General features: G+C 64.3%; 27 protein-coding genes. 5 read left to right on the top strand and 22 right to left on the bottom strand.

The features are described from left to right. From OXQ95_RS12245 to OXQ95_RS12220, 6 genes are all read right to left on the bottom strand, one after another. The coding region (locus OXQ95_RS12245; RefSeq protein ID WP_267381792.1) for a hypothetical protein at positions 1-2,647 on the bottom strand (2,647 nt) is incomplete at its 3' end. Beyond that, positions 2,647-2,889 (bottom strand): D-Ala-D-Ala carboxypeptidase family metallohydrolase, encoded by a 243-nt coding sequence (locus tag OXQ95_RS12240; RefSeq protein ID WP_267381790.1) that lies wholly within the window; start codon positions 2,887-2,889, stop codon positions 2,647-2,649. The genes OXQ95_RS12240 and OXQ95_RS12245, both read right to left, overlap by 1 nt. Continuing rightward, the gene (locus OXQ95_RS12235; RefSeq protein WP_267381788.1) at positions 2,886-3,752 is read right to left on the bottom strand and encodes a hypothetical protein; all 867 of its coding nucleotides are present in this window, start codon (positions 3,750-3,752) and stop codon (positions 2,886-2,888) included. The genes OXQ95_RS12240 and OXQ95_RS12235 overlap by 4 nt, the downstream gene beginning before the upstream one ends. Before the next feature lies 1 nt (position 3,753). Then, positions 3,754-4,620 (bottom strand): hypothetical protein, encoded by an 867-nt coding sequence (locus tag OXQ95_RS12230; protein WP_267381786.1) that lies wholly within the window; start codon positions 4,618-4,620, stop codon positions 3,754-3,756. Next, the gene (locus OXQ95_RS12225) at positions 4,620-5,297 is read right to left on the bottom strand and encodes a hypothetical protein (protein WP_267381784.1); all 678 of its coding nucleotides are present in this window, start codon (positions 5,295-5,297) and stop codon (positions 4,620-4,622) included. The genes OXQ95_RS12230 and OXQ95_RS12225 overlap by 1 nt, the downstream gene beginning before the upstream one ends. Before the next feature lie 148 nt (positions 5,298-5,445). After that, positions 5,446-5,901, bottom strand: a complete 456-nt coding sequence (locus OXQ95_RS12220; RefSeq protein WP_267381782.1) for a hypothetical protein — start codon at positions 5,899-5,901, stop codon at positions 5,446-5,448. A gap of 514 nt (positions 5,902-6,415) precedes the next feature. Between OXQ95_RS12220 and OXQ95_RS12215 the strand changes: the two genes are divergently transcribed. Continuing rightward, positions 6,416-7,228, top strand: coding sequence for a hypothetical protein (locus OXQ95_RS12215; protein WP_267381780.1), 813 nt, complete (start codon positions 6,416-6,418; stop codon positions 7,226-7,228). Between the two features lie 110 nt (positions 7,229-7,338). Here the strand turns inward: OXQ95_RS12215 and OXQ95_RS12210 are convergent, their stop codons facing one another. From OXQ95_RS12210 to OXQ95_RS12160, 11 genes are all read right to left on the bottom strand, one after another. After that, a complete protein-coding gene (locus OXQ95_RS12210) occupies positions 7,339-7,545 on the bottom strand; it encodes a hypothetical protein (RefSeq protein WP_267381778.1) in 207 nt (68 codons plus the stop codon). Beyond that, on the bottom strand, positions 7,545-7,991 hold the full coding sequence (locus tag OXQ95_RS12205) for a hypothetical protein (protein ID WP_267381777.1): 447 nt from the start codon (positions 7,989-7,991) through the stop codon (positions 7,545-7,547). Before OXQ95_RS12205 ends, OXQ95_RS12210 begins: the two co-directional genes overlap by 1 nt. Next, positions 7,988-9,514, bottom strand: coding sequence for an AAA family ATPase (locus OXQ95_RS12200; RefSeq protein WP_267381775.1), 1,527 nt, complete (start codon positions 9,512-9,514; stop codon positions 7,988-7,990). The genes OXQ95_RS12205 and OXQ95_RS12200 overlap by 4 nt, the downstream gene beginning before the upstream one ends. After that, the gene (locus tag OXQ95_RS12195) at positions 9,511-10,530 is read right to left on the bottom strand and encodes a CHC2 zinc finger domain-containing protein (RefSeq protein ID WP_267381773.1); all 1,020 of its coding nucleotides are present in this window, start codon (positions 10,528-10,530) and stop codon (positions 9,511-9,513) included. Before OXQ95_RS12195 ends, OXQ95_RS12200 begins: the two co-directional genes overlap by 4 nt. Further along, positions 10,524-10,805: a hypothetical protein gene (locus tag OXQ95_RS12190; RefSeq protein ID WP_267381772.1), complete on the bottom strand. Its 282-nt coding sequence runs from the start codon at positions 10,803-10,805 to the stop codon at positions 10,524-10,526. Before OXQ95_RS12190 ends, OXQ95_RS12195 begins: the two co-directional genes overlap by 7 nt. Further along, the gene (locus OXQ95_RS12185; RefSeq protein ID WP_267381771.1) at positions 10,802-11,263 is read right to left on the bottom strand and encodes a hypothetical protein; all 462 of its coding nucleotides are present in this window, start codon (positions 11,261-11,263) and stop codon (positions 10,802-10,804) included. Before OXQ95_RS12185 ends, OXQ95_RS12190 begins: the two co-directional genes overlap by 4 nt. Next, a complete protein-coding gene (locus tag OXQ95_RS12180) occupies positions 11,260-11,571 on the bottom strand; it encodes a hypothetical protein (protein ID WP_267381770.1) in 312 nt (103 codons plus the stop codon). The genes OXQ95_RS12185 and OXQ95_RS12180 overlap by 4 nt, the downstream gene beginning before the upstream one ends. Further along, positions 11,568-11,768, bottom strand: a complete 201-nt coding sequence (locus tag OXQ95_RS12175) for a hypothetical protein (RefSeq protein WP_267381769.1) — start codon at positions 11,766-11,768, stop codon at positions 11,568-11,570. The genes OXQ95_RS12180 and OXQ95_RS12175 overlap by 4 nt, the downstream gene beginning before the upstream one ends. A 203-nt stretch (positions 11,769-11,971) precedes the next feature. Next, the gene (locus tag OXQ95_RS12170) at positions 11,972-12,139 is read right to left on the bottom strand and encodes a helix-turn-helix domain-containing protein (protein ID WP_267381767.1); all 168 of its coding nucleotides are present in this window, start codon (positions 12,137-12,139) and stop codon (positions 11,972-11,974) included. 86 nt (positions 12,140-12,225) lie between these two features. Beyond that, positions 12,226-12,858 (bottom strand): hypothetical protein, encoded by a 633-nt coding sequence (locus OXQ95_RS12165; RefSeq protein WP_267381766.1) that lies wholly within the window; start codon positions 12,856-12,858, stop codon positions 12,226-12,228. Continuing rightward, positions 12,851-14,059, bottom strand: a complete 1,209-nt coding sequence (locus tag OXQ95_RS12160; RefSeq protein ID WP_267381765.1) for a site-specific integrase — start codon at positions 14,057-14,059, stop codon at positions 12,851-12,853. Before OXQ95_RS12160 ends, OXQ95_RS12165 begins: the two co-directional genes overlap by 8 nt. A gap of 397 nt (positions 14,060-14,456) precedes the next feature. Between OXQ95_RS12160 and OXQ95_RS12155 the strand changes: the two genes are divergently transcribed. Then, positions 14,457-17,528, top strand: coding sequence for a TonB-dependent receptor (locus OXQ95_RS12155; RefSeq protein ID WP_267381764.1), 3,072 nt, complete (start codon positions 14,457-14,459; stop codon positions 17,526-17,528). An 86-nt stretch (positions 17,529-17,614) separates the two neighbouring features. Continuing rightward, a complete protein-coding gene (locus OXQ95_RS12150; protein WP_267381762.1) occupies positions 17,615-18,616 on the top strand; it encodes a N(4)-(beta-N-acetylglucosaminyl)-L-asparaginase in 1,002 nt (333 codons plus the stop codon). A 39-nt stretch (positions 18,617-18,655) separates the two neighbouring features. On the opposite strand, the gene OXQ95_RS12145 is transcribed toward OXQ95_RS12150, so the two are convergent. From OXQ95_RS12145 to OXQ95_RS12135, 3 genes are read right to left on the bottom strand one after another with little or no spacing between them, the layout of a single operon-like run. Further along, positions 18,656-19,417 (bottom strand): VIT family protein, encoded by a 762-nt coding sequence (locus OXQ95_RS12145; RefSeq protein ID WP_267381760.1) that lies wholly within the window; start codon positions 19,415-19,417, stop codon positions 18,656-18,658. Then, on the bottom strand, positions 19,414-19,953 hold the full coding sequence (locus tag OXQ95_RS12140) for a DUF3833 family protein (protein WP_267381759.1): 540 nt from the start codon (positions 19,951-19,953) through the stop codon (positions 19,414-19,416). Before OXQ95_RS12140 ends, OXQ95_RS12145 begins: the two co-directional genes overlap by 4 nt. A gap of 55 nt (positions 19,954-20,008) precedes the next feature. Beyond that, positions 20,009-20,590, bottom strand: a complete 582-nt coding sequence (locus OXQ95_RS12135) for a cupin domain-containing protein (protein ID WP_267381758.1) — start codon at positions 20,588-20,590, stop codon at positions 20,009-20,011. A 361-nt stretch (positions 20,591-20,951) separates the two neighbouring features. Here OXQ95_RS12135 and OXQ95_RS12130 point away from each other — a divergent pair, with 361 nt between their 5' ends. Beyond that, on the top strand, positions 20,952-23,690 hold the full coding sequence (locus OXQ95_RS12130; protein WP_267381757.1) for a DUF5695 domain-containing protein: 2,739 nt from the start codon (positions 20,952-20,954) through the stop codon (positions 23,688-23,690). Between the two features lie 33 nt (positions 23,691-23,723). Here the strand turns inward: OXQ95_RS12130 and OXQ95_RS12125 are convergent, their stop codons facing one another. Further along, positions 23,724-23,885, bottom strand: a complete 162-nt coding sequence (locus tag OXQ95_RS12125; protein ID WP_267381756.1) for a hypothetical protein — start codon at positions 23,883-23,885, stop codon at positions 23,724-23,726. Between the two features lie 172 nt (positions 23,886-24,057). On the opposite strand from OXQ95_RS12125, the gene OXQ95_RS12120 reads away from it, so the two are divergent. Continuing rightward, complete coding sequence (locus OXQ95_RS12120) at positions 24,058-24,249, top strand: hypothetical protein (protein WP_267381755.1); 192 nt, start codon at positions 24,058-24,060, stop codon at positions 24,247-24,249. A 51-nt stretch (positions 24,250-24,300) separates the two neighbouring features. Here the strand turns inward: OXQ95_RS12120 and OXQ95_RS12115 are convergent, their stop codons facing one another. Then, a complete protein-coding gene (locus tag OXQ95_RS12115; protein ID WP_267381753.1) occupies positions 24,301-25,440 on the bottom strand; it encodes a M42 family metallopeptidase in 1,140 nt (379 codons plus the stop codon). Positions 25,441-25,486 lie beyond the last annotated feature (46 nt).

Raw genomic sequence — 25,486 nt, 5'->3', positions numbered from 1 at the left:
ACTGGTTTTTGACTTGGTTCTGCGCGCGGCCAGCCTCGTCCAATTGCAATCTACCGGTGAGCGGGTTCCGCTGCTGTTCCAGCACGTCGTCCATACCGCGCTTCACATAATCGAGCGTCTGCGTGGTGTAGCCGGGCACGTTCGCCGCCTGCGTCGGGTCGGGTGCTTGGCCAAGCGCAGTTTGCGTCTGCCGAACCTGCTCTCTAGCTTGTTCAACCCGGGCGCGTGCGGCGTCCATGCTGCCAGGTTGCGTCTTGGCCGCTCGGTATGCTTCCTGCGCGGCATCCAACTCATCTCTCGCGCTCAGGTGGTCCGCAATGGCGCGATTTGGCATTGGGTTAAGCACCGTATTGCCTTGGGCATCTTGCGCAAAACCGAGTTCGGTCGGTGAGCGACGTTCATTCGCGGCGATAGTACGAGCACGGCCAAGCGCGTCACGGCCAAAGGGCGTGTTCAACGTTGCGTCTAGCTCCGGCGTGCTGATGACCGGCTGGGAATACGCTCGATCGTACAACGGGCCTGCCGCCGTGCGGGCCTGCTGCGTCATATCCGCGCTGATCTGAGGGATGTTGCCGATGGGACCGAGGTCACGTTCGACTGCTTGGCCGAGACGGTCGATCTGGCCGCGGCTTCGTGGAATGAGGTTGTCTTCAGCAAACGACGAGGCAGTGGGCGATCGACGCACCGCTGCGCCGGCAAGCTCGCGGAGATTAGGCGACGTATCCGCCAGCGACATCGGCAGATTGAAGTTCTGTGCCTCGGTCAGCGCACCGGTCACAGCATCCGGGCCAGCCCGATTGACGGCGGACAGCGTCGCCGTCTCGGCCGGGCTGAGCGACGGGACCGCGGCGATCGGGGGGCGCTGGCCGAAGAGCTTCAGCTTGTTCCCGAACATACCGATGCTGTTCGTCGCTGCCAGTCCCGGCGCCGTTCGAGCGGCGGCACCCACAACGCGCGCCGCTCCCTGGCCCAGCAGGTTGCCACCAAGGCCGCCAAAAGCCCCAGCCGCCATCCCGAAAAGCCGGTTATCGTTATCTTGGCCGGCGCCTGACAATGCGCCGAAGCCAATGTCACCAGCCAGCTGGGGAAGAACGAACTTACTTGCCAAGCCCGTCGCGCGGCCGGCCGCACCCAAGGCAGCCATTCCCCCGATCGTCCCGAGCGTTTGACCGAGCAAAGCGGAACGGGGGTTCGCTGCGAAGACAGCCTGCTTCCTCGCGTTTAGATCCGCAAGATCCCCTCCGCCGAGCGCCGATGTCATCTCATCGGACGTGCCGAGCATCCCTGCATCAATGGCAGCATAGATCCCGGTGCCTACTGGCGACGCGGTGAACTGGTTCCAGCCGGTGGTTGGCACCGTATGCGAGGCATCACCGACGCCACCGTTAAAATGGGGATTAGCCTTCAGAAACTTCTGCCAAGTTGCCACTTGATCGCCGCCAATCGGATCGAAGCCCAACGGCTTGAGGGCAGCGTTGATCTGGTTTGCAGACGCGCCTGCGCGCACCATGGAGTTGATAATCGCGTTGGCGCGCGGGTCGCTCACGTTGCGGGTCGGACCTGTCGCGATCCCCTGCGAGCCCTGCGGATTACCACCTGTCGGGTCAAAGCTCGGATCTGGGCCGGCTGGCGGTGGTGATCCGCCAACGGTAGGCGTCGCGCCGCTTGCGAATGCAAGGAACTTCGGGCTGATGTCCTTTGGCAGATCGCCTTCTTTGCCGTCATCCCCAAGCCGCATCAAATGCAGCAGCTGGGCGGCATCTTCCTGGCGCATGGGCATAGGGATGCTCTGCCCGCCCATCACGCGGGAGTATTTCAGCTCCTGCTCCTGGTATTTGTCGTAAATCTGACGGGCGGTCGTTCGGAGCGACGCGTATTGAGCGTCCCTCGCCATCGTCGGCGTGATCTCCTTAACCGCCGCTTCGCGATCGGCAACGGCTCCGGGCCCGCTGGCAAGGATTGCCTTCACCTTCTCGTCTGCAAAGGTCTGGTTCGCCGTGTGGAATGTTGAGCCGGTGGAAGCTCCTTGATTATTGAAATAGTCGTTGAGGGCTGCGCCGCCGTAGCGACCGACCACTCCGCTGGGGTTGTTCAACCCAGCGATCGCACGCTCTTCGATCTTCGAGTGGGCAGCAACAGCACCAAGCGCGGAGAGATAGTTGCCCATCGAGCCGGGCGCGTGACTGGCAAGATCGGCCGTCGCTAACGCGCGAGCCGGATAGTTCGCCATCGAGAAGCTGTGGTCGTAGTTCATCGCGTGCTGGATGATCGGCGCGGTCGTCTTGTTGATACCCTGACGCGCACCGGCGTCGCCACGGGCAAACGATCTGACCATCTCCCATTGCGAAGGAGGGACGAACGCGCGCAGATACGCTTCGCCGGTCAACTGCGAGTTGAACGTCATCTTCGCTGCCGTGTCGGCCGCAGCAGCGTCGCGATTATCTCGTTCCTTCGCGTCGGCGTTGGCATTGTCGATGCGGGTCTGCGCTCGTTGCTGAGCCGCCGCATTTGCCGCACGCGCCTGCTCGGTGATGAGCTGGGCGGCCGTCAGAGGCTCCTTGCTCGGATCGGCGGGCGCGCCGGGAATGACGATCCGGCCAGACCGGCTCGGCTGATCGAAAGCGTCGAAGGGATTGTTCTGCTGCATCACTGGGCTCCCCGAGCGCCGAAATACGGAATGCGGTGATAGCCAGGCAGGTTCACGTGGACGTGATTGCCTTCGTCCAACACACGCGCGTTCGGCCCGAAATATTCTTGCAGTTTCGCGGCGGTTGAGCCGACGTAATCTGCGGCATCACCGTCGAGATGATGGCTGTGCGTCACACCGCCGACTGCCGCATTGCCCGCCACGGTTCTGCGCCCGCTCGTCATCGTGCCGGGCGCGTTCATCGGATCGGGAAAGGGGTGGAGGCTGTCGGTGCCGCGCCTCCCGCACCATTGCCGAGGTAATGGGCTGAGGCGCCCAAGCCATATTTCTGGTCGAATGCACCAGCAAGAGATGGATTTGATCGAAGGTGAGCTACCGCGGCGTCTGGCGGGCCGGCTGGCGTAGCCGTTGGGCTGGGACCCATGAATGACGTTCGAGGCGCGATTACCTTGTCGGTCGCGCCAGTCGCCGCATTATACTGATCGTAGACCATGGGGGTGCCCATGGCATCAGCCTGCGCTTTCTGACGAGCAAGAGCGACATAGGCGGGCGTGCCGGGAGCGTAACCGCCGGCCATCAGCACCTTCTCGAACTCCGTGGGCTCGGGATGTGCTCGGCGAAACGCCTCGACCATCAGCTGTCGCTGAGTCTCTGCCGACTGCTGCAAGGCTTGCCGCTGGGTCAACGCGTTCTGTTGCTGACGAGCCGCCACGGCAGGACCGTATACCGGCGCCATACCGTTCGCGCCCAAGATACCATCGCTGACGCTTCCAAGCAGCTTCAGTCCCAAGCCCCCGCTCGAAAAAAAGCTCGGCTTTTCCAACTTGCTCATATCCGGTGTCGGCACCTGCATCTGAGCGAACGGGATTGCTGGACTTGCGCCTAGATCGGCAAACGACGGTGAAGGCGAGAGGCGACTCGGCGAAGCCATCCCTGCCGACGCGTTCGGCGTCGGCAAGAATCCCTGTTGCTGGGCACTGAAGGCGCCGCCGGAGGAAGGCATGGGCGTGGCCCCGGCAAACGGGCTCTGAAATTGATCATCGGCGAGAGGGCCTGGGCTCTGGAACCGCTGCCGCTGAGCCAATGCGCTACCGAACATCATCATATCATGCGGCTCCGTGCATAGGCAGAACTGAAAGGAGCGACGGTGATCCACTCGCCGCCATGGCGACCGATGCCATTGGCGCCTCATGGAGCGCGAGCCGAAGACATTCGTCAGCGCCCGGATGGCCCGACCGCGCGAGGACCGAGATCAGCAGTAGGCGATCCGCCATCTTGAGGGTTGCGACGTTGGGCCGTCCGTTCCCGCGCTCAAATTCGCCTCGTGCTTCAAGGACGTGGGCAAGATGGACCGCGACGTTGCAGCTTCCTGCGGCGGATCCCAAGCGACCGCACTGTTCAACGATCGTAAGCGTCTCGATGGGCGTGAGGATACCGGTCGACTGATCGATCCGTGCCTCGTTCATGATGGCGATGAGCGCCTCAGGGTCGCCGCGGGCCGCCGTTCGGATAATGGCATCGTACCCCTCCTGCTCATCGCTTCCAGAGGCAGTTGCCCACTCCAATGCCATCGTGGCGGCGGACGGCATCAGCTTAGGCATGATCTCACTCAGCCGTGCCGCTGCAGCTTCATTTCCGACATCGGCGGAGCGGTTGAGGGCTCTGATGGCGCACGCACCGGCGACAACGGCCTGTGCAAGCCGCTCATGATCTCGGTCGTACTGCTCACGCATCAGCATCACCTCGGCATGGATCATGTGACCGTGGCCCTGGGCAGGCTGCATCAGGTCTGTTTCCGCAGCCATCCGGGAGAAAAGGGCGGCGATGGTAAGCCCCTCAAGTTGGTCCGCCTTGCAGGCTTCAGCCGCCAGCAACGCAGCATTAGCGAGAAGCGCCAGAGCTGACGGGCCACCGGTAAGGGCTCGCTGGTAAGAATCCATCGGGGGCTCGATCACAGGCGTCGCGGCTTCCATCAGCCGCCTCGCGACGCGTTGGCAGCGGCGTTGCCAGCGATCTGCGCCAGATAGGCGCCAAGGCTCTGCGTCTGTGTTGTCGTGCCCGTTGTATTGACGTAGCGGCCGGTAAGCGCCCCGGTAGACGAAGCGAACTGATCCGCCGCGGACTGCGGAATGCCGACCGCTCCCTGCGCAGCCGTAAGGTACGACCCGAGCCCCGCGCTCGCCAACGCGGGGGCTTGGGCCGCGGCCTGATCCATCCGCCCAAGCTGATTGTTGAAGTCGGTATACTGAAGGTTGGTATCGTTCGCGGCGAGCGCCTTGCCGAGCGCGTAAGATTGCGCGCCAGATCCAGTGCGCCCCGCTGCTGAGAACGTCCCGTCCACCTGATTGCGAACATCCTGATTCGTGTTGGCCATTATCTGCGCAAGGTAGGGGCTACCCTCAAGCAGATTGCCGCCAAGCACATACTGGTTGTAGTTGTTGGCTGCGCCCAAACTGGCGGACCCAGCACCGATGTTCGACGTAAGGCCTGGTAGCTGCCCCTGAAGCGTCGTGCTGACGCCCTGCGCGACGGGCGCGGCGGTATTGTAAGCCGACTGAACCGCACCGGCCGCAGCATTGATCTGTGGCGCATACTGCGCGTCAGGCGTAACCGTCGAGTTGGACTTGGTGCTGCTACTACTGAGGCCCATGATGCTTGTCTCCGCAGCTTCGCCAACGCAAAACGGGCGGCCCCTCGAATGAAGGACCACCCGCTTCGGACGAATAATTCTGTGGTAGGTGTATGCCGGAAATTGATGCAGAGGGCAAGTCTTCGTAACGATAGCGTGCCGTTAACTACTAACTTCGTCGTGGCGGAGTATTCTCCGCTAAAAATTGCCGCAGCGCACCGCTACTTCCATAGGCGATCGATCCATCTGCCGTTCGTGCATAGGCTTTACGAATATCATGCTCTTCGAGTCCTATCGTCGTAAAAACGAGGCTCGTGGTCTCCCGCCGATCAAGACGGGTCGGAGGTTCTCGTCCGTGAACGATCCTGTCACCCAGCACGACAAACCGTGACGGTGCAGTTCCTTTAGATGGGCCGATGGTTAGCCCGATCTCAGTCACCGTGATCGCGAACGAGCTTAAATTTACAACTTCAATCGCCAATCCAGAAAATCCCGGAGCAATGCTCCACTGGGGCGTTACGCGGAGCCGCACGCGACGATCGTTGATGCTATTCCACGTGTTCAGGATGCCGAGGACCGCTCCCAAGACTGCGATCGCCAACGTTATTGCGGAAACAATGACCATTGGCGCGCCTCGCTCATAATGTCACGAAAGCCGTAGCACCGAGGCAAATTCGTTCATACCGGCTCTAGCGAGCGCAGGTCGGTGAGTGCCTTTGACGCCCGAGTTCGGCCAATTCGCGTTCGTAAGCATGCCGCCTATCGCGAAGAAAGCCATGGAGGTGCAATTGGCCTATACCCGCCTCATCCGCGAACACCTGGCGGTGGTATGTTCGAGGTAAACTGTTGATTCGTTGACGGAGATTAGGTGTGGAAAGATCTTTCGAGCCAGTGCTGACGCGTCACAATGGACTAGGTGAGGTGCGTTTCACCGCTGCACCCGAACTTGTTTCCCGAGAAATTGGAATCGATCGTCCGACCGTCGCTGACATTCGGCAGTGGCTAGAGACCAACGCCGACTCTGCCGCCCGTGCTGCCCTCCTATGGAGGCTCAACCACCCCATGCATCCGGTTCGGGAGGACGGCACGTCCACTTGGGACGGAGTCGTGCGCCTGGGGCTCGATGACTATCCTTCTACGTGAGCGACAACGCCGACCAGCCCCAGATGACGGAGGCGGATCGAAAAGAGTTTGGGGAGCGCCTACTAGCTCAAGCATTCGACCTGTGGTTCAATCCGGAACTAAAGCGGCGTACGGAAGCCGGGCTATTGCCAAACGATTTCGCACTTTTTGCCGCTCAAGTGCTGTTTCCGCCCGAGGGCGAAAACCTCATTCGATTGAACGGCGAAATGACAGGCGTAATGCTGGTGGTCGCGCAGCGCGCTGTCGAGAAGGGGGAGCAGCTGATGCTGTCTGATCTCGCCGAAGCGCGACGTTACGAGCTGGACGATGCCGACATGGATTGTGGGCACTTTACTATCATCCGACGCGGCGTAGGCTGGATGATCGATTTCAACTTTCGGTCTGGCCGAACAAAAGCGGCCGATATGTTGAGGCTAGCCGATCAATACCAAGCGGCTGCAGTAGCCTGCGTTAAAAGCGCTTTGGAAGGTCCCGCCGTCGACAACCTGTTCAGCGCCTGCGAACTCGCCGCCAAAGCCGAGTTGATCCTGCATCGCAGCTCGGCAGTAAAGGCGAAGACACATAATCCGCTAAAAAGCGCGATTAACGCTTGGGGAAGACTGCGTAACATCGACCCTGCGTTTGTCGCAATTTTCAATCTGCTCGGCCAGCAGCGAGCCGACGCAAGGTATAAGGGCGCTGAGGCCGCGAAAGGATTGATGCCGAGCACCGATGATCTCGACCTGGTGAAAGCGGTTATTGATCGCGGCTTATGGCAGGTGGGCCGAGCAACGGATTGCGATCGGCACGGCGAACCCGAAACGGCTTGAACGTTTCGGTGCGGCGCCGCCTACGAGTTCTGCGGTCCGAAGCTCAGCTGATGATTACCTGTTTAGCAAGTGGAAGGTCAGTGGTTTGCCCCCCGTGCCGGGGGGCAGTTTCAAACATGGGTCGGCCTGCTTCCCGGCTTGTTGATGATCACCCGCATGATGACCTTGCCGTCGCCAATGGGCCCGTGCTCGCCTTCATAGACCGAAACCGCCTGCTCGTCGGTCTCGTTCTCGTAGCGGCGAATGCAATGCAAGCGCGGCGATGACGATGGTAGCGCCTCTTCAAGCGCCCTGACGCGGCTTTCAATCGTCTTCATCACTTCGTCTCCTCCAATGCCGCAATACGGCGTTCCAGATCTCCAGCTTCGACGATCGCCCGGTGAGCCGTCAGCAGGGTCATAACGCGGCCAGCTTCGTCGGGGCTTATCTCGCCCGCCCCCACCGCCGACAGCACCGCGGCGGATGCATCTACGACATCAGAGGCTGACGTGATCGGCGGCAGCGCGATGGTGATCGGCGAGTCCTTACGCGGCGGAACCAGCCGTTCCAGGCACAGGCGGAGGGCCACGGTATCGCCCTCCAGCCCGAGTTCGATGGCCTTGCGGGTCAACGCTTCGGCGTCGCCTTCCAGCATCGACGCTGCAGCCACGGTCGCACGGTTGCGGCTGCCGCGGACGCGGCCGGGGTTACCAGGCTCGAACGGTTTGCCTCGCGTTCCTGCGCGCTCGTTACGTGGCTGGGTCATAATGGTCTCGCTGTTCAAAGGTCATCGTCGAAGCCCCCGGGAATTCGCTCGTGGCCGGTCTCACCCGGCGCCAGGATCGTGCGAGCGGCCGGCTTTTCCCAACGGCCGAAATCCCAGGGTGCGCCGAGCGCAGGATTGTCAGCGACGTGGTCCGTCACCCCGCCCCGCCCCACCACCGCAGATGTCTTTACCCCACCTGCCCCACCCCCTGCCCCTAAAGGGGGGCAGGTGGGGCGGGGCGCTGTTGGTGCCCTACTTGCCCCACCTTGCCCCGCCCCACTGGACGGCGGTGGGGCGCCATCTTCGGCGAGCATGCCAACCTCGACATATTTCTTCATTTCGCGCTTGTCGGGATCACGCCGCTCGACGACGACAAGGGCGCCATTCCCCAGCCATGTTCGCAGAAGGGCGTTGATCTTGGCACGGTCTGTCGCTGCGCCCTTATCGGCGCTGATGCCGAGAACATCCGCAACCGCCTTACCGACCCAGTCCGCGGCCTGGTGGTTCTCCTTGTATTCGCCTGCCGCTACGAGGGTTTGGACCGCGCGCAGATGATCAACAGTCACGTTCTCAAAGGCGTCAGGCGGGTTCCACCTGGTGACAACGCCGACGCTGTCGCCATCCTCACCGAACGGGTCATCTTGTCCAGTCGAGTTGCCGACGTTCTGCGACGCGAGCCGAAACCATTGTGCGTCTTCAGCCGGGGCGCGATTCGCCTTGTCGTCCTGCACCGTAAAGAGACGACGCCGCTCGGCATCCTCTACAATCCCGAAGCGCTTTGCCTCATCCTTGTCCATGCGGTTGAGCACCAGCGTCACCCGGGCGGCAGAAACCAGTGCGCTGGCGCCACGAGACGACTCCGCTGTCACCTTCTCGTTGCCGAGTTTCTTGGAATGGTGAACCAAGACGACGGAACAGCCCGCGCGCTTGGCGACCCCCGCCCACGTCTTCACGACCGCGTCGATGGCGCTGTTGTCGTTCTCCGACACGCCGTGCGACGACACAAACGGATCGACGACGAGGACGTTCATCTTGCGCTCGATCAGCTCAGCGACAAGCGCTTCCACCACCGGGACGGCAATACGGTAGCCATCCCGATCCTCAACCGCGATCCGCAACTCAGCACCATCCGGACCGCTGTCCAGATAAATGCGATCGGTGCAGGCATCTGGCCCGACGCCGTGGAACATCGACGCGGCGACCAGCTGCATCTCGAGTTCGTCCAGACCGTCTTCAAGGTTCCAATACCAAACCCGCTTGGGACCTGCCCAAACGGTCTTGCCAAGGATCTCCTGCCGACCGCTGGCCAGGGAAAGCAGCATCGAGGCGACGAACGACGACTTACCCACACCGCCAGGCGCGACGATCGCGGAGACGGTGCCGAGCAATAGCCAGCGCCCCCAAACCCACGGGCGACGCGGCAAGGTGCGGTGGTCGGGCCAGCGGAACGGTGAAGCGGTAATCTTCACCGGCGACAGCGCGGCGGGGCTGACGAACGGCTCAGCGCCTTCAAACCGCGCTTTCATGGAAGCAGCGTTCATGACCGCACCCCCATCAGCTCGGCATTGAAGTCCTTGAAGCCTGCGGTTGGCGACATGATCCGCGTGGCGAGCCCGGATGCGGAGAACGCCGTGGCAGCCTTCACTGCCGCGGCAACACCAGCCTCATCCCCATCAGCACCGATCACCACAGCCCGTGTCACGGGCGCGAACGTCATTTGCGGCATCATCGACGTGCCGGCGGCCACCCAGACCGAACGACCAAGCGCCTGAGCAAGCGTAAGGCCATCCTCCAGCCCTTCGGTGACCAACATGCTTGCGGCAGGCGCCCCGATCTGGATGGCACCGCCGACGACGTTGCCGAGGCTGTATTTCACCTTCGGCTTGCGGTCCGTATCGGTCGGCGTAGTCGCGGCCTTGCGCCCGTCCTCGGTCAGATACGTGCGTTGCAGCCCGACCAACTCGCCCGCAGGATCAGTGACGATCGCGATCAGCGCCGGCAGCAAGCCGGGCCCATTAGCTGCACGCAGACCGTTGCCTTCGATCTGGGGCGGCGCGAGACGAGCAAACCGCAGGGTATGCGGCAGGTCCATGGTAATGCCGCGCCACCGCAGATACGCTGCTGCTGGCGTTCCCTCGATCGGCACGGACGCATCCACAATGCGCTGTGCTGCGGCTCTCATGTCGGCTTTCGGCTTGGCGGGGGCACGATGCTGTTCGATCTCACGCAGCACACCACCGTCCAGCATCTCGATCGCGCCGCGCAGCTTCACGCCGTAAGCACGTTGCACGAAGTCGAGTACGTCCCCCTCGGCACCGCATCCGAAGCATTGGAACCGACGATCGTCCGCGTAGATCGTGAAGCTGGGCGAACGATCCGGATGAAAGGGGCAGCACCCCTTCAACTCGCGACCGGCGCGGGCGAGCTTCACTCCGGCCTTGGCCGCGGCGCCGGAAACCGGGAAGCGGTCGCGAAGGTCGGCGCATACGCGCGGAAGATCGACGCGACTGCGGTTGCCCGTCATGTGCCCATAGCCTGCATAGGGGTCCATCAGCATCCGATGTCTCCCGGCGCAGAAGGTAAGCCAACCCCGGGGTTGGCGTCCATGGCAGCAGCGTCACAGGCCACGATCTGACAGCTGCCGCCGTATTCGACGTTCAGGGACACCGCTGCCGTGATCGCTTCTTGGCCGCTTGCATACGGCCCGCACATCTCGCCCCAACTGCCGCCGGATGCGCTCTCGTGGCTGACGGTGAAGCCGTCTAACCGGTCGCCCCAGACATGGATCGTGCCGCCCTCCGGCCGAGATAACGGGAACAGGTGCACGCTCATGCCCGTCCCCCCTGTATCGTCGAGAGGATCAGGGGCCGCCCAGGCGCCAGTTTCTGGATCAACGCCGTCCACTGGAACTCGTGCGCCAGCTGCGTTTCTACGATCATGGCGTTGCGGCCACCGACCGCCACAGCACCCATAGCGGCATAGACATCGGTGGGCGCGGCGCTGGAGATGACCGCGAACTTCTGACAGGTGCGGATCAGGCGACGCACCGATGGCAGATGGAAGCCCTCAGGCCCGACCGACCTGTGCATATCGTCGCCGATGATGGCGATTGCCGCCCGGCGTCGGGGCGTGCTCGGGATCCTGAAGACCTGAGGGCCCTGAGAAACGAAGAGCATGCCGACCTGATGATCCCTGACCGCAAGGATGATCGGGTGAAGGTGTTCGGGAGCGACTGCCAGCGACGCGGTCAGCCGGGCCGTGGTCGCAGGTGCGTGAAGAGCGCAGGTCATGCGGCTTCCTCCTGTTGAATCGCTGTTCTCCACACGATGGCGCGAGCGCCGGACACGTTGATCCGCCTTTGCCCTGTGTCGCGGATCGAACCGGCCCGCCGAAGTTCGCTAAAGCGCGGCTGGATCGAGTAGCGAGGAAGGCCGACCAGCGCGCATGCCTCATCGACCGTGAGGCCGGCGGGATTGCTGTGGAGGGTCCGAAAGACCAACGCGCGCAGCCGGCTGGACACGGAAGCGATGAGGTCAGCCGCCTCCATGCTCGTCTCGACGCCGCGATGGCCAGGCTCGTCGGGATAGAGGGCGCTCATGCGTCACCCCCGACGTTCAAAGCCGGCATGCCATGCTTTTCCAGCAGGATCGCCAGCCAGTTGGCCTGCTTTTCAGTCAGAGGGTTCGCGTCGAAGGCGAGGCCGCCAAGGAACTGCCCTTCGCGAGGGCGTAACGACGCGCCGCTGGTCAGTACAGCCATGGCGGCGGCGCGATGGTCGTTGAGCCGCGCGGTCATGCGGCTTCTCCCCAAGCGAGGGCCGCAAGCACAGTCGCACGCGCTCCGATAATTCCGAGCAGACGGAGCCGTTGCATCCGCAGCGTGGATTGCGTATCTGTCATACCGCTGTTGTTGATGAAATTCGTGGAGGGTCGGACTGTGGCGGTCCGGCCCTTTCGCGTTTCAGGTCCGCTCGACCGTGCTGCTGTTGCCATGATCGATCACGCAGCCTGATCCACAAGGGCGCGGATGCTGTCGGTCTTCACCAGCGTGCGTCGACCAATCTTGATCGTATCGAGCTTGCCTGCGCCGATAAGCTCGTAAATCTTCGTGTGGCCGAGGCCCAGCGCTTTTTTGGCACCCTCAACTGTTACCGTGATCGGTTCCATTTGTCGCTCCTAGATGCTGGCGGATACCAGCGGGCGACCACGGAATTGAGCTCTAAGGAATTTGATAAAAACAGGCGCTAACCAAATTACAGGCGCTTGGCGGCTTCAACCTTCGTCAATGTGATGGCGTCGGAGCGGGTTATAACACTCGGTAGCTTAGACATGACATCTGCGATAATCGCCTGTTCCGTGGTTTCGATCACCCCGGTAGCCGAGCTAGCGCACCACTGGAACAATGTACTGGCGCTAACCGGCGCGCCTTTTTTGCCTAGATGACCAGCGTCAGCGAAGATCTTTGCAACGATCTTTCGCGCTTCAGCATTCGATGCTCCGCTTCGCTCAAGGACTAAAACCGACGTCACCGCTCGCATCTTTAGCATGTCCGCCGCCGTAGAAAGGTGACCCTTGCTCTGAGGGTGCGGGCGGAAAAGTTCTGACAATCGGCCGCGCCTTAAATCGTCCAAGGCAGCGATGATGTCAGGCAAGGGGCCACCACGGAACGATCCATGCAGCTCTGGAAGATTGTCAAGTGCGAGAACAACCCGAATGAGCGCCTGCGTGGCGGCAGCTGTTGCCGCTGCCCTAGCTTCAATCGCGTCATGAACCTCGCCGTCTTCATCAACGCCGGTTTCTGCAACACGACGTAAACGCCCGTAATCCGCAGTGATACTATCTATGTCTTCCCGTAATTCTTTAGCCCAAAGCACGCCATCAGCCATGTTTAGCCGCCATCACAAACGCACCCCAAGCCTCCAGCAACTTCCGCCGCATTTCCAAAAACTGTGTCCGCTTATAGGCCCGCTCCACCTTGTCAGCGACGAGGTGCGCCAACGCTGCCTCAGCGACAGGATCTGGTATCTCGGGCATTGTCTCGGCAGCCCAATCGCGAAAAGCGCTGCGGAAACCATGCGGTTTGAAGCGGTGCCCCCCGTCTGCCATCACCTTGTTCATGGTCATATCGGAGATTAAGGCTCCACGTTGCCCTGGGAAGATCAGATCCGCCGGCTTCGGCTTTCGCTCCTCGTGCAATCGCGTCAGAAGCTGCACGGCATGCGAGCTCAGGGTGGCAGTATGTGCCACTCCGGCCTTCATGATGTCCGCAGGCCTATTCCACTCGGCTCTTTGCAGATCGATCTGCTCCCACCGTGCTCGACGGATCTCTCCGGGCCGAGCAGCGGTCAGGATCAGCAGCATCAGCGCACGCCGGCCGGTCGTCGGCGCACTGGCGACCAACCCGGCCATGAACGCCGGCACGTCACCGTAGAGCATGGCTGCATAGTTCCCGCCTTTCGGCTGACGCACGAGCCCTACGGTCACGGATCGCCCTGGTGCCTCCGTCGCCCGCCAACCCTTCCCATGCGCGAAGTTCAACACCGTCCCGATCCTCTGACGGACCTTGCGCGCCATGTCGGGCTTGGCGACCCAGATCGGCGTCAGCGCTTCGGTTATGTCAGCCGAGGTGATAGCGTTCACGCGCTTGCTCCCGAGAACGGGGTAAGCATGCGCTTCCAGCGAATTGATGAAGGTCTGCGCTCCCCTGCCCTTCCACCCGGATTGTAGTGCAGCATGCGCCTTCACGGCCGCGTCTTTGAATGTCGGGATGCTCTGCCGATCACGGTCGCGCTCGGCGATAGGATCAAGGCCAGCCTTGGCAGCACCGCGAAGGATCCGGGCCTTTTCACGCGCCTCGGCTAGCGTCAGCAGCTTGCGCTGGAGGATGGGGATAACGATCGGCGAAGCTGCCTCTCTCTTGATCTCGCGTTGCAAGTCGAACGACCCGAGGCCAACATCCTGGCGCTTGCCGTCGACCTGGATCCGAAGCACCCAGGTTCGGGCTCCGGTTGGCTTCACAAGCAGGTAGAGCCCCTTCCCGTCCGCATGTCGGCCGGCGGGCAAGTTGCGAGCCTCGGTGGCGGTCAACGGCCCCCGCTTCTTCTGATCGCCAGTAGTCTCGCTTCTAATGGCCATGCCATTCCCTGCTCCGTTCCCACACTTCTAAGCGGCTGGTGGCGAACGTCAACGAACAAACACGAAACGCGGAACGTGAATCAAAAGGGAACGCTAAGGGTAGAGCGATCAGCAGCGAACAATCACGAACAACGAGTTAGGTGCCTGCAACCGGCACCACCGCAATCCTTATCTCACCGATTTTGCTCGGCTTTACGGATCTGCGCGCGAATTCGCACGCCCAAGACGCTGTCCAATTAAGACCAACTGCAAGACAATGGACTTGGATTGGTATTGACGGCTGTTTTATTAGTATGACAAACTCCTCCCGTGGCCATGCAAAGCAGGCTGCGAAAAAGGGGGAAAGTTGATGGGGTTTCGCAACACGACGTCGCTTGCTGCGCTCGGCGCAGCGTTGGTTTTCGCCGCCACGCCGGCTACGGCCCAGCAAGCCGATCCGCCGCAGGGCAGCGTCGCCGATTCCGCACAGACGCGGTCTGACGCGATCACCGGGCAGGCGTCGGCGGGAGACGCTGCCGGCCTCGACGTCGTGGTGACCGGCTCGCGCATCCAGCGCCCCAATTCCACCGCCGCGGCGCCGATCACATCGGTGACGGCGCTCGACATCAAGGCGCAGTCGCCGATCAACGTCGAGGAGGTCTTGAACCGTCTTCCGCAGGTCGCACCCGACAGCCAGCAGAACTACCAGGATTCCGACGGGCGCCAACGCGTCAAGCTGCGCAACCTCGGCTTCGAACGCACGCTGGTGCTGATCGACGGCAAGCGCCTCGGCACGATCAACGGCGAAGACCTCAACATCATCCCGATCTCGTTGATCGAGCGCGTGGACGTGCTGACGGGCGGCGCATCGGCGGTCTATGGATCGGATGCGGTCGCAGGCGTCGTCAACTTCATCCTGAAACCCGATTTCAAGGGTTTGCGGCTCGACGCCAACTATAATTTCTACAACCACGACAACAAGCCGAACATCGTCACGCAACAGGCGCAGGCGTCCGGCTTCCCGACCGAGTTCGGCACGACGAACGACGGCGGCCGTGCCGACCTGACGCTGACGGCGGGCACCGCGCTGTTCGACGACAAGCTCCACGTCTCGGGCTTCGTCGATTACCGGCATGCCGATCTGCTGCCCTATGCCTCACGATCCACCTCGGCCTGCCAGCTTTTGCAGACGACGAAAGACGGCCCGCTCAGTTGCTCGCTCTCCACCTATTCCGTCAGCGGCTATATCTCACCGCGTTCGGGCGCGAACAACGGCACCGCCTATGTCAACAATCCGGACGGCTCGCGCACCTTCGTGCCTTACGGCATCGGCGCGAACAATGCGGCCAATCCCTATGACGGCTATTCCTACCAGCGCCAGGACAACCGGCTGAATGCGGGCGGCTTTGTTTCGCTCAAGCTGTCCCCCGAATTCGAGGTCTACGGCTCGGGCCTTTGGTTCCGCGACAAATCGATCAACCGCTTCCCGAACCGCGTCTTCAGCTACACCGCCTATGGCTCCAGCCCGTATCAGGTGAACTGCAACAATCCGTATCTCTCGTCCTCGCAGGCGACCACGCTCTGCGGCGCCGCGGCGGGCACGGCGGCGCTGGTGCCGCTGGAGGTGCGCTATCGCCTCAACGTACCGTATCTCGACGACACCTATGTCAACACCGGCCTCCGCGCGACGGGCGGCGTGCGTGGCAAGATCGGCGAGGCCTGGACCTATGACGTCGGCGGCGTCTACGCGCGCAATCAACAGGAATACATGCCCGCGACGCTGCCCGATTACGGCCGCGTCAACAACACGCTGAACGTCGTCAACGCAAACGGCGTGCCGACATGCGTGGCCACGATCAACGGCACCGATCCGGGCTGCGTGGCGTTCGATGCGTTCAGCGCGGGCGGCGGCAGTCCGGCGCTCCTGAACTATATCTCCGGCGCGAACAGCGTCGAGAAGCAGAAGACCGTCGGCCAGCTCTACGACATACTGGCCAACGTAACGGGCGATCTCGGCAAATACGGCATCACGTCGCCCTTCGCCGAAGACGGCCTCGCCTTCGCGCTGGGCGTCGAATATCGCGAAGACCGACAGAGTTCGACCGCCAACGCCGCCTTCTACAACGACAATGGCGGATCGGATTCCGACCTTCGCCAGCATGTCTGGGAAGGCAATGTCGAATTGCAGGTGCCGCTCGTGCAGCACAAGCGCTTCGCCGATCTGCTCCAGGCGAACGGCGCGTTCCGCGTGTCGCGGTACAACAGCAATCCCGACACGTTCACGACGTGGAAGATGGAGGGCGTCTATGCCCCCGTGTCCGACCTCACCTTCCGCCTGTCGTTCAACAAGGCGCAGCGCGCGCCGAGCGTGGTGGAAACCTTCCAGGCGAGCAACATCAGCTTCACCAAGCAGGGCGCGTCGGGCAATGATTTCTGCGCGCCCGTGCCGCGCCAGATCGCCGATCCCGCCCACCCGGGCCAGACGATCACCACCACCGCGCCGCTCGCCTCGCGCGACGTGTGCCGCGCGACCGGCCTGTCCGACGCGCTGTACGGCAGCGCGACGCTGCTGTGCCCGAACGACCAGTGCACCGTGCGCTCGGGCGGCTTCACCGCCAACCCGGAAACCGCCTATACCCAGACCTACGGCATCGTGGTGAAGCCCCGTTTCGTCGGTGGCCTCGTCTTCTCGGTCGATCGTTACCGGATCAAGATCGACAACTCGCTCGGCTTCAATGACGACAGCTATTACACCGATGGCTGCCTGCGCTCGAACGGCGATCCGTTCTTCTGTTCGGGGATCGTGCGTGCCGCCAACGGCACGCTCTACGCCGCCGCCGCGGGCAACCCGACGAGCGGCTTCATCCGCGAGGGCACGACGAACTATTATTTCTCGATCGCGCGCGGCTGGGATTTCCAGGGCGATTACACACTCGCTCTGGGCGGCGCGGGCAGCGTGAATTTCGGCTTCAACGGATCGCTCACCACCTTTGCCGGCGGGCAGGACTCGCCCGTAGAGCCGCTGCGCAATTGCGCGGGCTATTACGGCAATGGCTGCGGGCAGCTGCTGCCGAAATGGGCACACGGCCTGCGCACGACCTACACCTTGCCCGACGGCAGCTTCAACGCGTCCTTCAACTGGCGCTATGTGGGCGCGCTGACGAGCGCCAACAATTCGGGCGATCCCGCGATCGGCGGCACCGCGGCCAACGCACAGACGACGTTCGCGCGGATCGATCCGGTCAGCTATTTCGATCTCGCGCTGACGTTCAACATCGCCAAGCGCTACAGCCTGCGGCTGGTCGCGAACAACCTGCTCGATCGCAATCCGCCGATCCTCGCCAATTCGTACAATATCAGCCTGGCGCGCAGCAACACGATCCCCGCGCGCTACGACAGCCTTGGCCGCAACATCGCGATCGGCGTGACGACCAGTTTCTGATCCGACCGGTTTGGACGGGGCGCTTGCGGGCGCGCCCCGTTCAACGATATTGCGGGGAAAATCGGTTTGAAATCGAAGGGCGGCACATGAACGATCGGCGGACTTTTCTGGCGACGATCGGCGCATCGGGGCTGGCCGCATCGATCGCGGCCAAGGCAACTGGTGCAGGCGATCCGCCGCGGTGCCTGATCCTGTCTACCTGGGATTTCGGGGCGGCCGCCAACGATGCGGCCTATGCACGGCTGCGGGCCGGGGGCACGTTGCTCGACGCGATCGAGAGGGGCGCGATGGTGCCCGAGGCCGATCCCGACAACCATTCGGTCGGCTATGGCGGCTATCCCGATCGCGACGGGCACGTCACGCTGGATGCGGTCATCATGGACGATGCCGGCCAGGTCGGCGCGGTCGCCGCGCTGGAGGATACGGTGCATGCGATCTCGGTCGCGCGCGCCGTCATGGAGCATACGCCTCACACGCTGATCGTCGGCGAAGGCGCCACACGCTTCGCCCGCGAGCGCGGCTTTCCCAAGGTCGCGCTGCTCACCCCGCCGGCCGAGGCGGCGTGGCGCAAATGGTTAAAGACACAGGACTATCGCCCTGTCGCCAACAGCGAGACCGGCACCTATCGCACGCCGGGCGGCGCGCTCGATCACGATACGATCGGAATCCTCGCCTGCGATCCGGCGGGGCGGCTGGCGGGCGGCTGCACGACATCGGGCATGGCGTTCAAGATGCGCGGCCGGGTCGGCGATTCGCCGCAGGTGGGCAGCGGCCTGTATGTCGAGAAGGGCGTCGGCGGCGCCACCTCGACCGGTCTCGGCGAAGAGGTGACGCGCGTGGCGGGCAGCGCCCGCGTCGTCGCCTCGATGAGGGCCGGCCGCACCGCGCAACAGGCGTGCGAGGAGGTCGTCCGTCACATCGCGGCCCTGCGCGGCGATTCGATCAAGGGCGTTCAGGTCGGCTTCCTCGCGATCGACACGCGGGGGCGGATCGGCGCCTATTGCCTGTTGCCCGGCTTCACCTACGCCACGACCGACGATGCCGGCGTGACGCGCGTGCACAAGGCCGCGTCGCTGTTCGCATCATGATGCGGCCGGGCTGAGGGACACCCCTCGCCCGCGATGATCTCAGCCGGCGGTGCCGAACAGGTGACCGATCGCCGCCGTCGCGCCCATCGCGGCGACGCCCCAGAAGGTGACGCGGGCGACCGCGCGCCCGATCCGCGCGCCGCCGATCGTCGCGCCGATCGCGCCGAGCAGCGCCAGCAGCAGCAACGCGACCACCGACACGGCCAGCACGACCCGGTCGTGCGGCGCGAAGGCGGCGACCAGTACCGGAACGATCGCGCCGGTCGTGAACGCCAGCGCGGACGAGAACGCCGCCTGCACCGGGCGCGCCGCCAGCTCTTCCGAAAGGCCGAGTTCGTCGCGCATATGTGCGCCCAGCGCGTCGTGCGCCATCATCTGTTCGGCCACCTGCCGTGCGACGGCGGGCGTCACGCCGCGCGCGACATAGATGGCCGCGAGCTCCGCGGTTTCCTGCTCCGGTGCGCGTAGCAACTCGGCGCGTTCGCGGGCGAGGTCCGCGCGCTCGGTATCGGACTGCGAGCTGACCGACACATATTCGCCGGCCGCCATCGACAAGGCACCACCTACGAGCGCCGCCGATCCCGCCAGCAGCACGCCCGCATGGCTCGCCGCCGGTGCGGCCGCGACGCCGACCAACAGGCTGGACACCGAGATGATCCCGTCGTTCGCGCCCAGCACCGCGGCGCGCAACCAGCCCGTGCGATGGACGAGGTGGTGTTCGGTCGGGACGACCGGGGCGTGGTCCCCGCCCGCATCGGTGCTGCGCGCGGGATCGGCGGTCAGGCTTCGGATTGCGGTCATTCGCGCCTTTCGATCCGTTCGTCCAGGCGCGCCACGACGATCCCCGCCTTGCGCACCGTCATCCTGTTGAGCGCGACCTGACCGCCGGGTTGCAGATAGAGCCGCTGCTCGACCTTCAGCCCCGCCTTCATCGCAAAGGCGATGTGGAGCGCGTTGCCATGGGTGTCGGCGAAGACGGGACCCACCGCATCGGTCAGCGTGCCGGTATAACGACCCGGCCCGGCCGGCCGCAGCCGCCAGGTGCGATGCTTGGCCGCGCCATCACCCTGCACGACGTCCTGATCCAGGGTGATCTCCCCCGCCGGGCTCACCACGCCCCTGCCGCGCACGTCGGTGCGGCGCGGTTTGGAAAACAGGATATGCAGCGTCCCCGTACCGTGCGTGCTGCCGGCGAAGAAGCGGACGGGATCGAACACCGGCATGGCGGAGGCTGCGGGCGGGGCGACATGCCCCGCGGGCACGCAACCGGCCACCCCGATCAGCGCCGCCAGCGCGAACGCAGGTCCGGCGTGTTGGAAGAATCGCTTAGCTGCCATCGCACATCCCTGCCGCGGTGGCGATCGGATGGCCAGCACCGATAAAGGAACGCGATCAGAGCGGGATAGGCGGCCCCATACGCTCCATGCCATAGGATCGCAGCAAGGCGGCATCCTTCTCCTTGGAATAGCCGCCGGGGCTGAAGCCCAGTTGCTCCCAGGCGTTGAAGAACGCCTCCATCTTTCCGGCGGGCGCATAGCTGAGGAGCAGCCGGCCCGTCTTGGGCCCGACGAACGCCCATGCATGGGGAACGCCCCGCGGACCCAGGATGCAGTCGCCCGTCTTCAGGGGAAATCGCGTATCCCCCACCTGGACGAGATACTCGCCCTCCAGAACGTAGAAGAGTTCGTCTTCGCCGTGATGAACGTGGAGCGGGGGTCCGCCCCGACGCTCATTCGCCTGTTCGACGACGAACAGATCGCCCTTCGTGTCGCTCGTCACGACCTTGTAGGTCGTCGCGCTGACGCCGATCCGATGCGTTCGTCCCGCCCGATCGCTCCCCGCCTGGACTGCGGCGATCGGCAGACCGGCATCGGCGTTCGCACCGGCTGGATCGGCGCGCGCGGGCGGCGCGCCCAGCGCCGCGCCTCCCACCAAGGTCGCGAACGGAAGGGCCAGAATCGATCGGCGTTCCATATATCCCCCGGTATCTCGGCCCGGAATCCGCCATCTGTCGCAGGATTCATGGCCGCCAAAGACGGTGACGTTTACGTCATATCCCAATCGCCGCCGAAAATCCAGCCGAACCGACGAACGCCGAGGCGCCGACGGTCCCTGCCACCATACGATCTTATATCGTATAATTTGCGTTGACGTGGCGGGGGGTTAGCTGCTGTAAAATGATCGAAAGGGGAACGCCCGTGCCGTCCTGCTCCGCGCGCCTGATCCATCGACCAAACCGCAGCACCGAATGCGCCCTGCCCGGCAAAGCGCCTTCGACCCACGCCGCTTTCCCGCACCCCAGCGCACCCACCATGGCCGACCGGTGAGACAGCCGATGCCGTATATCCGACTGATGCGTGCTTCGTCGCTCGCCCTGGCCGCCGCGCTGCCGCTTCCCATCGCCGCGCAGGACGCCCAACTGCCGAAGCCCGCCTATCGGCCGATCGCGACCACCCAACTGCACGTCGGTGCGCTGCGGCTCCTCCTGCGCAGCGACACCCAGACGCTCGCCGGCCTGTCGCCGCTCGCCGAGCCGACCTTCGATTTCGTGCCCGGCGCGCGCGAGGCCGAGCGTCAGGGCGACGGCTACAACCATGTCGGCGACATCGACATCCGCTTGCGAATCCCCGGCGGCGCCTGGCACGACTTTGCCTCGGCGCACCGGCGGCGGGCGATCACGATCCTGCCCGCGCACGGCGCCACGCTGGCCGCGGCCGACATCACCGCATCGATGGGCAACGGCATCCCGATCCGGGTCGAGCGCCGCTGGGTGGATGCCGGCGGCACCCCGGCGCTGCGCTTCACCTTGGTCAACACGGCACGTACACCGGTGGAGATCGGCGTGCTCGGCATGCCGATGGTGTTCGACAACATCATCGACGGCCGCACGCTCGAACAGGCGCACGCCGCGGCCAGCTTCGTCGATCCCTATATCGGGCGCGACGCGGGCTATCTCCAGGTCACGCGGCTGAGCGGCAGAGGCCCCGCCCTGCTGGTCTTGCCCGAGGGGCACAGCCCGCTCGAAGCCTATGTCCCGCTGCCGTCCGAGCGCGATGCCCCCAAAGACTCGACCTTCGCCGAGAAGAGCCCGCGCAGCCAGACGTCGGAAGGCTTTTACGACTGGACGGTCGCGTCGAAGGGCTATGCGGATCGGGAATGGAGCAAGGCCGGCCCGCCGTGGAACGCGCCGACCAGCATCACGCTCGCGCCGGGCGAACGGCGCGAGGTCGGCGTGCGCTTCGTGCAATCGCCCGACATTCGCGGCATCGAGGCGACGCTCGCCGCGCAGCATCGGCCGGTCGCGGTCGGCGTTCCCGGCTATGTCGTGCCGACCGACCTGCGCGCATCGCTGTTCCTGAACTATGGCAGCAAGGTCGCCCGCATCGAGTCTTTCCCCGCGGGCGCGCTGGTCGCCACGCCGGCCCCCGGCGCCAAGGGCTGGGCGCGCTATGCCGTGCAGGCGCATGGCTGGGGCCCGGCACGGCTCAGCATCACCTATGCCGACGGCACGGTACAGACGGTGAGCTATGCCATCACCAAGCCGCTCGACCAGGTGATGGCCGATATCGGCCGCTTCACCACCAGCCGGCAATGGTTCGACGATCCCGCCGACCCGTTCCATCGCGCCCCCGCGATCCTCACCTACGACAAGGAAGCGGGCCGGATCGTCACGCAGGAACCGCGGGTGTGGATTTCGGGCATGAGCGACGAAGGCGGCGCCGGAAGCTGGGTTGCGGCGATGATGAAGCAGCTCGACAATCCCGACCCCGCCGAAGTCGCGAAGCTGGAGACGCTGGTCGACAAGACCGTGGTCGGCAATCTCCAGGTGGCCAGCGGCGAGCATGCTGGCGCGGTCAAGAAGAGCCTCTTCTATTACGCGCCCACGGAGCATCCGGGCTATTACGACCCGAGCACGAACTGGAAAAGCTGGACGTCGTGGTCGCACAAGGATGCCGACGATCTCGGCCGCGCGTACAATTACCCGCATGTCGCGATCGGCCATTGGGTGCTCTACCGCCTGGCGCGCAACCATCCGGGGCTGGTGAGCGCGCATGGCTGGAAATGGTATCTCGACCATGCCTACGCGACCGTCACCGCGATGATGCGCGATGCGCCCTATTACACGCAGTTCGGGCTGATGGAGGGCGACGTGTTCGTCGACATCCTGAAGGATCTCCAGCGCGAGGGCATGACCGTCGAGGCGACGCATATGGAGGCGCTGATGAAGGGCCGCGCCGATCACTGGAAGACGCTGCGCTATCCCTTCGGCAGCGAGATGGCGTGGGACTCGACCGGCCAGCCCGAAGTCTATGCCTGGATGCGCTATTTCGGCTATCAGCCACAGGCCGACACCACGCGCGAGGCGATCCTGGGCTATGATCCGACAATCCCGAGCTGGGGCTATAACGGCAATGTTCGGCGCTACTGGGATTTTCTCTACGGCGGCAAATATCCGCGGATCGAGCGGCAGATCCACCATTATGGCTCCGCGCTCAACGCGGTCCCGCTGTTCGACGCGTACCGTGCAAACCCGGCCGACACGCACCTGCTGCGCGTCGCCTATGGCGGGATGATGGGTGGGATCACCAATATCGATCGCGACGGCTTCGGCTCGGCGGCGTTCCACAGCTGGCCCGATCGCATGGCCTGGGATCCCTATACCGGCGATTACGGCATGGGCTTTTTCGGCCATGCCTATGCCGCGGCGACGTATCTGGTGAACGACGCGACGTTCGGCTGGCTCGCCTATGGCGGCAACCTGACGCAAACCGGCGGCAAGGTGACGGTGGCGCCCAAGGATAGCGCCCGCGCGCGCCTGTTCGTGGCGCCTGCAGGAGCGTGGATCACGCTGGAGGCGGGCAAGATCGCCTCCGCCAGCTATGCACCCAAAACCGGCACGATCACGCTGACGCTCGACCCGGCCGATGCGACCACACCCGCGGCCCGGCTGCATTTGGAGACCACTATCGCGGGCGGGCGCCGCTATGCCGTCGCGACCGGCACGGCGGAGCGCGGGGCGCAGACGATCGCACTGTCGGCGCAGCCCACCACCGTCGTGCTGGCCCCGCGCTGACGCACCCACGCGCCGTGGCTGGGTGCCCGCGGTTCACCCGGGAGTTCCCGACACCTCCACGTCACGGCGATCGATCTCGCCGATCTCGTAGCCGAGCGTCGGCACGATGCGGCAGACGAGCGGCTGCCACGCGCGTCGCGTCGCGACATAGACGTCGGCCCCGTCCGCCCGCACGACGATGCCATGATGGGCCATAGTCCCGGTCGCGGCGGCGTAGCTCTGTCGCTCGCGCCACGTCTCGGCCGCATCGGGGGGGATCTGGGCCGATCGAGGGCAAGTTGCGGTCGAGCGTTTCGAGCAGCAGCATCGCGCCCCGACGGATCGTACCTGATCTAGAGCCGGCCCGATCCAGAACCAGGAGGTCGCCATGAACGGCTCCGACCGCGATCATCACCTCAGACGCGCCCAGCAGGAACTCGAACGCGTTCGATCGGCAGCGAGCAAGTGCGCGCGGCGTGCGCATCTGGAACTGGCACAGCGTTATACGCTCCTGGTCCGAAGCTATGGCGAGACGACCCTCTACGGAAATCCGCCGAACAGCCGATCGGACGCGGTGTGACGCGCGCCCGGCCATATTGGGTCCAGATGTGATCGGCGCCTCACTCCACCATCAACGCTCCGGTGCGAAGTCTCGCATCTTCGCGACCGTGGGCGCATCCAGGCGCTGGATCAGCGCGACGACCAGATCGACGGTGCGGTCGAAATCGGCGCGATCGATGATGCCGTTGTGCGCGTGGGTGTAGCGCGCGGGCACGACCAGGTTGATGGTGGGAACGCCGCCATTGGTCGCCTGGATCGCCGCGCTGTCGTCGCCATAGCCTTGCACGAGGTCCCGCTGCAGCGGGATGTCCTTGGCCGCCGCCACGTCGCTTACCAGCGTGACGAAGCGACGGTTGGGAAGCGTACTGCTGTCGTAGAGGAACAAGCCCGGGCCACCGCCCAGCCTGGCCTGCGTCTCTTCCGGGTTGCGGCCCGGGCTGTCGCCGGTGATCCCGCCCTCGATCGCAATGCCGATGTCGGGTTTGATGACGTCGGCCGCCGTCCGAGCACCGCGAAGGCCGATCTCCTCCTGCACGGTGGCCGCGACGAAGAGCTGGTTGGGATGGCCGCTCGCGCGCAGGCGCCGCAAGGCCTCGACGACGACCGCGCAGCCCACCCGGTCGTCCCAGGCCTTGCCGAGATAGCGGCCGCCCGGCAACGCGACGAACGGCGAATCGGGCACGACCGGATCGCCCGGGCCGATGCCCAGCGCCTCGACCTCCGCGGCGTTGCGCGCACCGACGTCGAGATACAGACTGTCGCGGGGAAACACCTTGGTGCGCTCGTCCGCCGGCACGACGTGGATGTCGCGGATTCCCGTCACGGCGTGCACCGGCCCCTTGCGACCGATGATGATCCACCGCTGGTCGGGCAGCGCCTGATCGAGCCAGCCGCCCAGCATCTGCATCGACAGAAAGCCGGCCGGCGTGACGCGGCGGACGAGCCCGCCCAGTTCGTCCATATGCGCATCGAGCATGACCCTGGGGCCGCTCTTCCCCTGCTGCACGATGACCGAACCGACCCCGTCATAGCTCACCTTGTCCGCCAGGGGGGTGAGTTCGCGCGCCATGATGGAGCGCACCGCTTCCTCATAGCCCGACGGCCCCGGCGCATCGGCCAGTTCGGCGAGCAACCGCTCCGTCCGGTCGGGCGGAGAAGCCATGGCGGGCGCCGCCAGTCCAACCGCCGCTACCATCGCTATCCAACGCATGCTCGTCTCCCTCGCGGCGGAGGATGCAGGGCGGCATCGCTTACGG

The organism is Sphingomonas sp. GC_Shp_6, from assembly GCF_026540835.1.
Lineage (GTDB): Bacteria > Pseudomonadota > Alphaproteobacteria > Sphingomonadales > Sphingomonadaceae > Sphingomonas.
The sequence above is the reverse complement of the archived record's forward strand: the minus strand, read 5'-3'. Positions and strand labels throughout refer to the sequence as shown.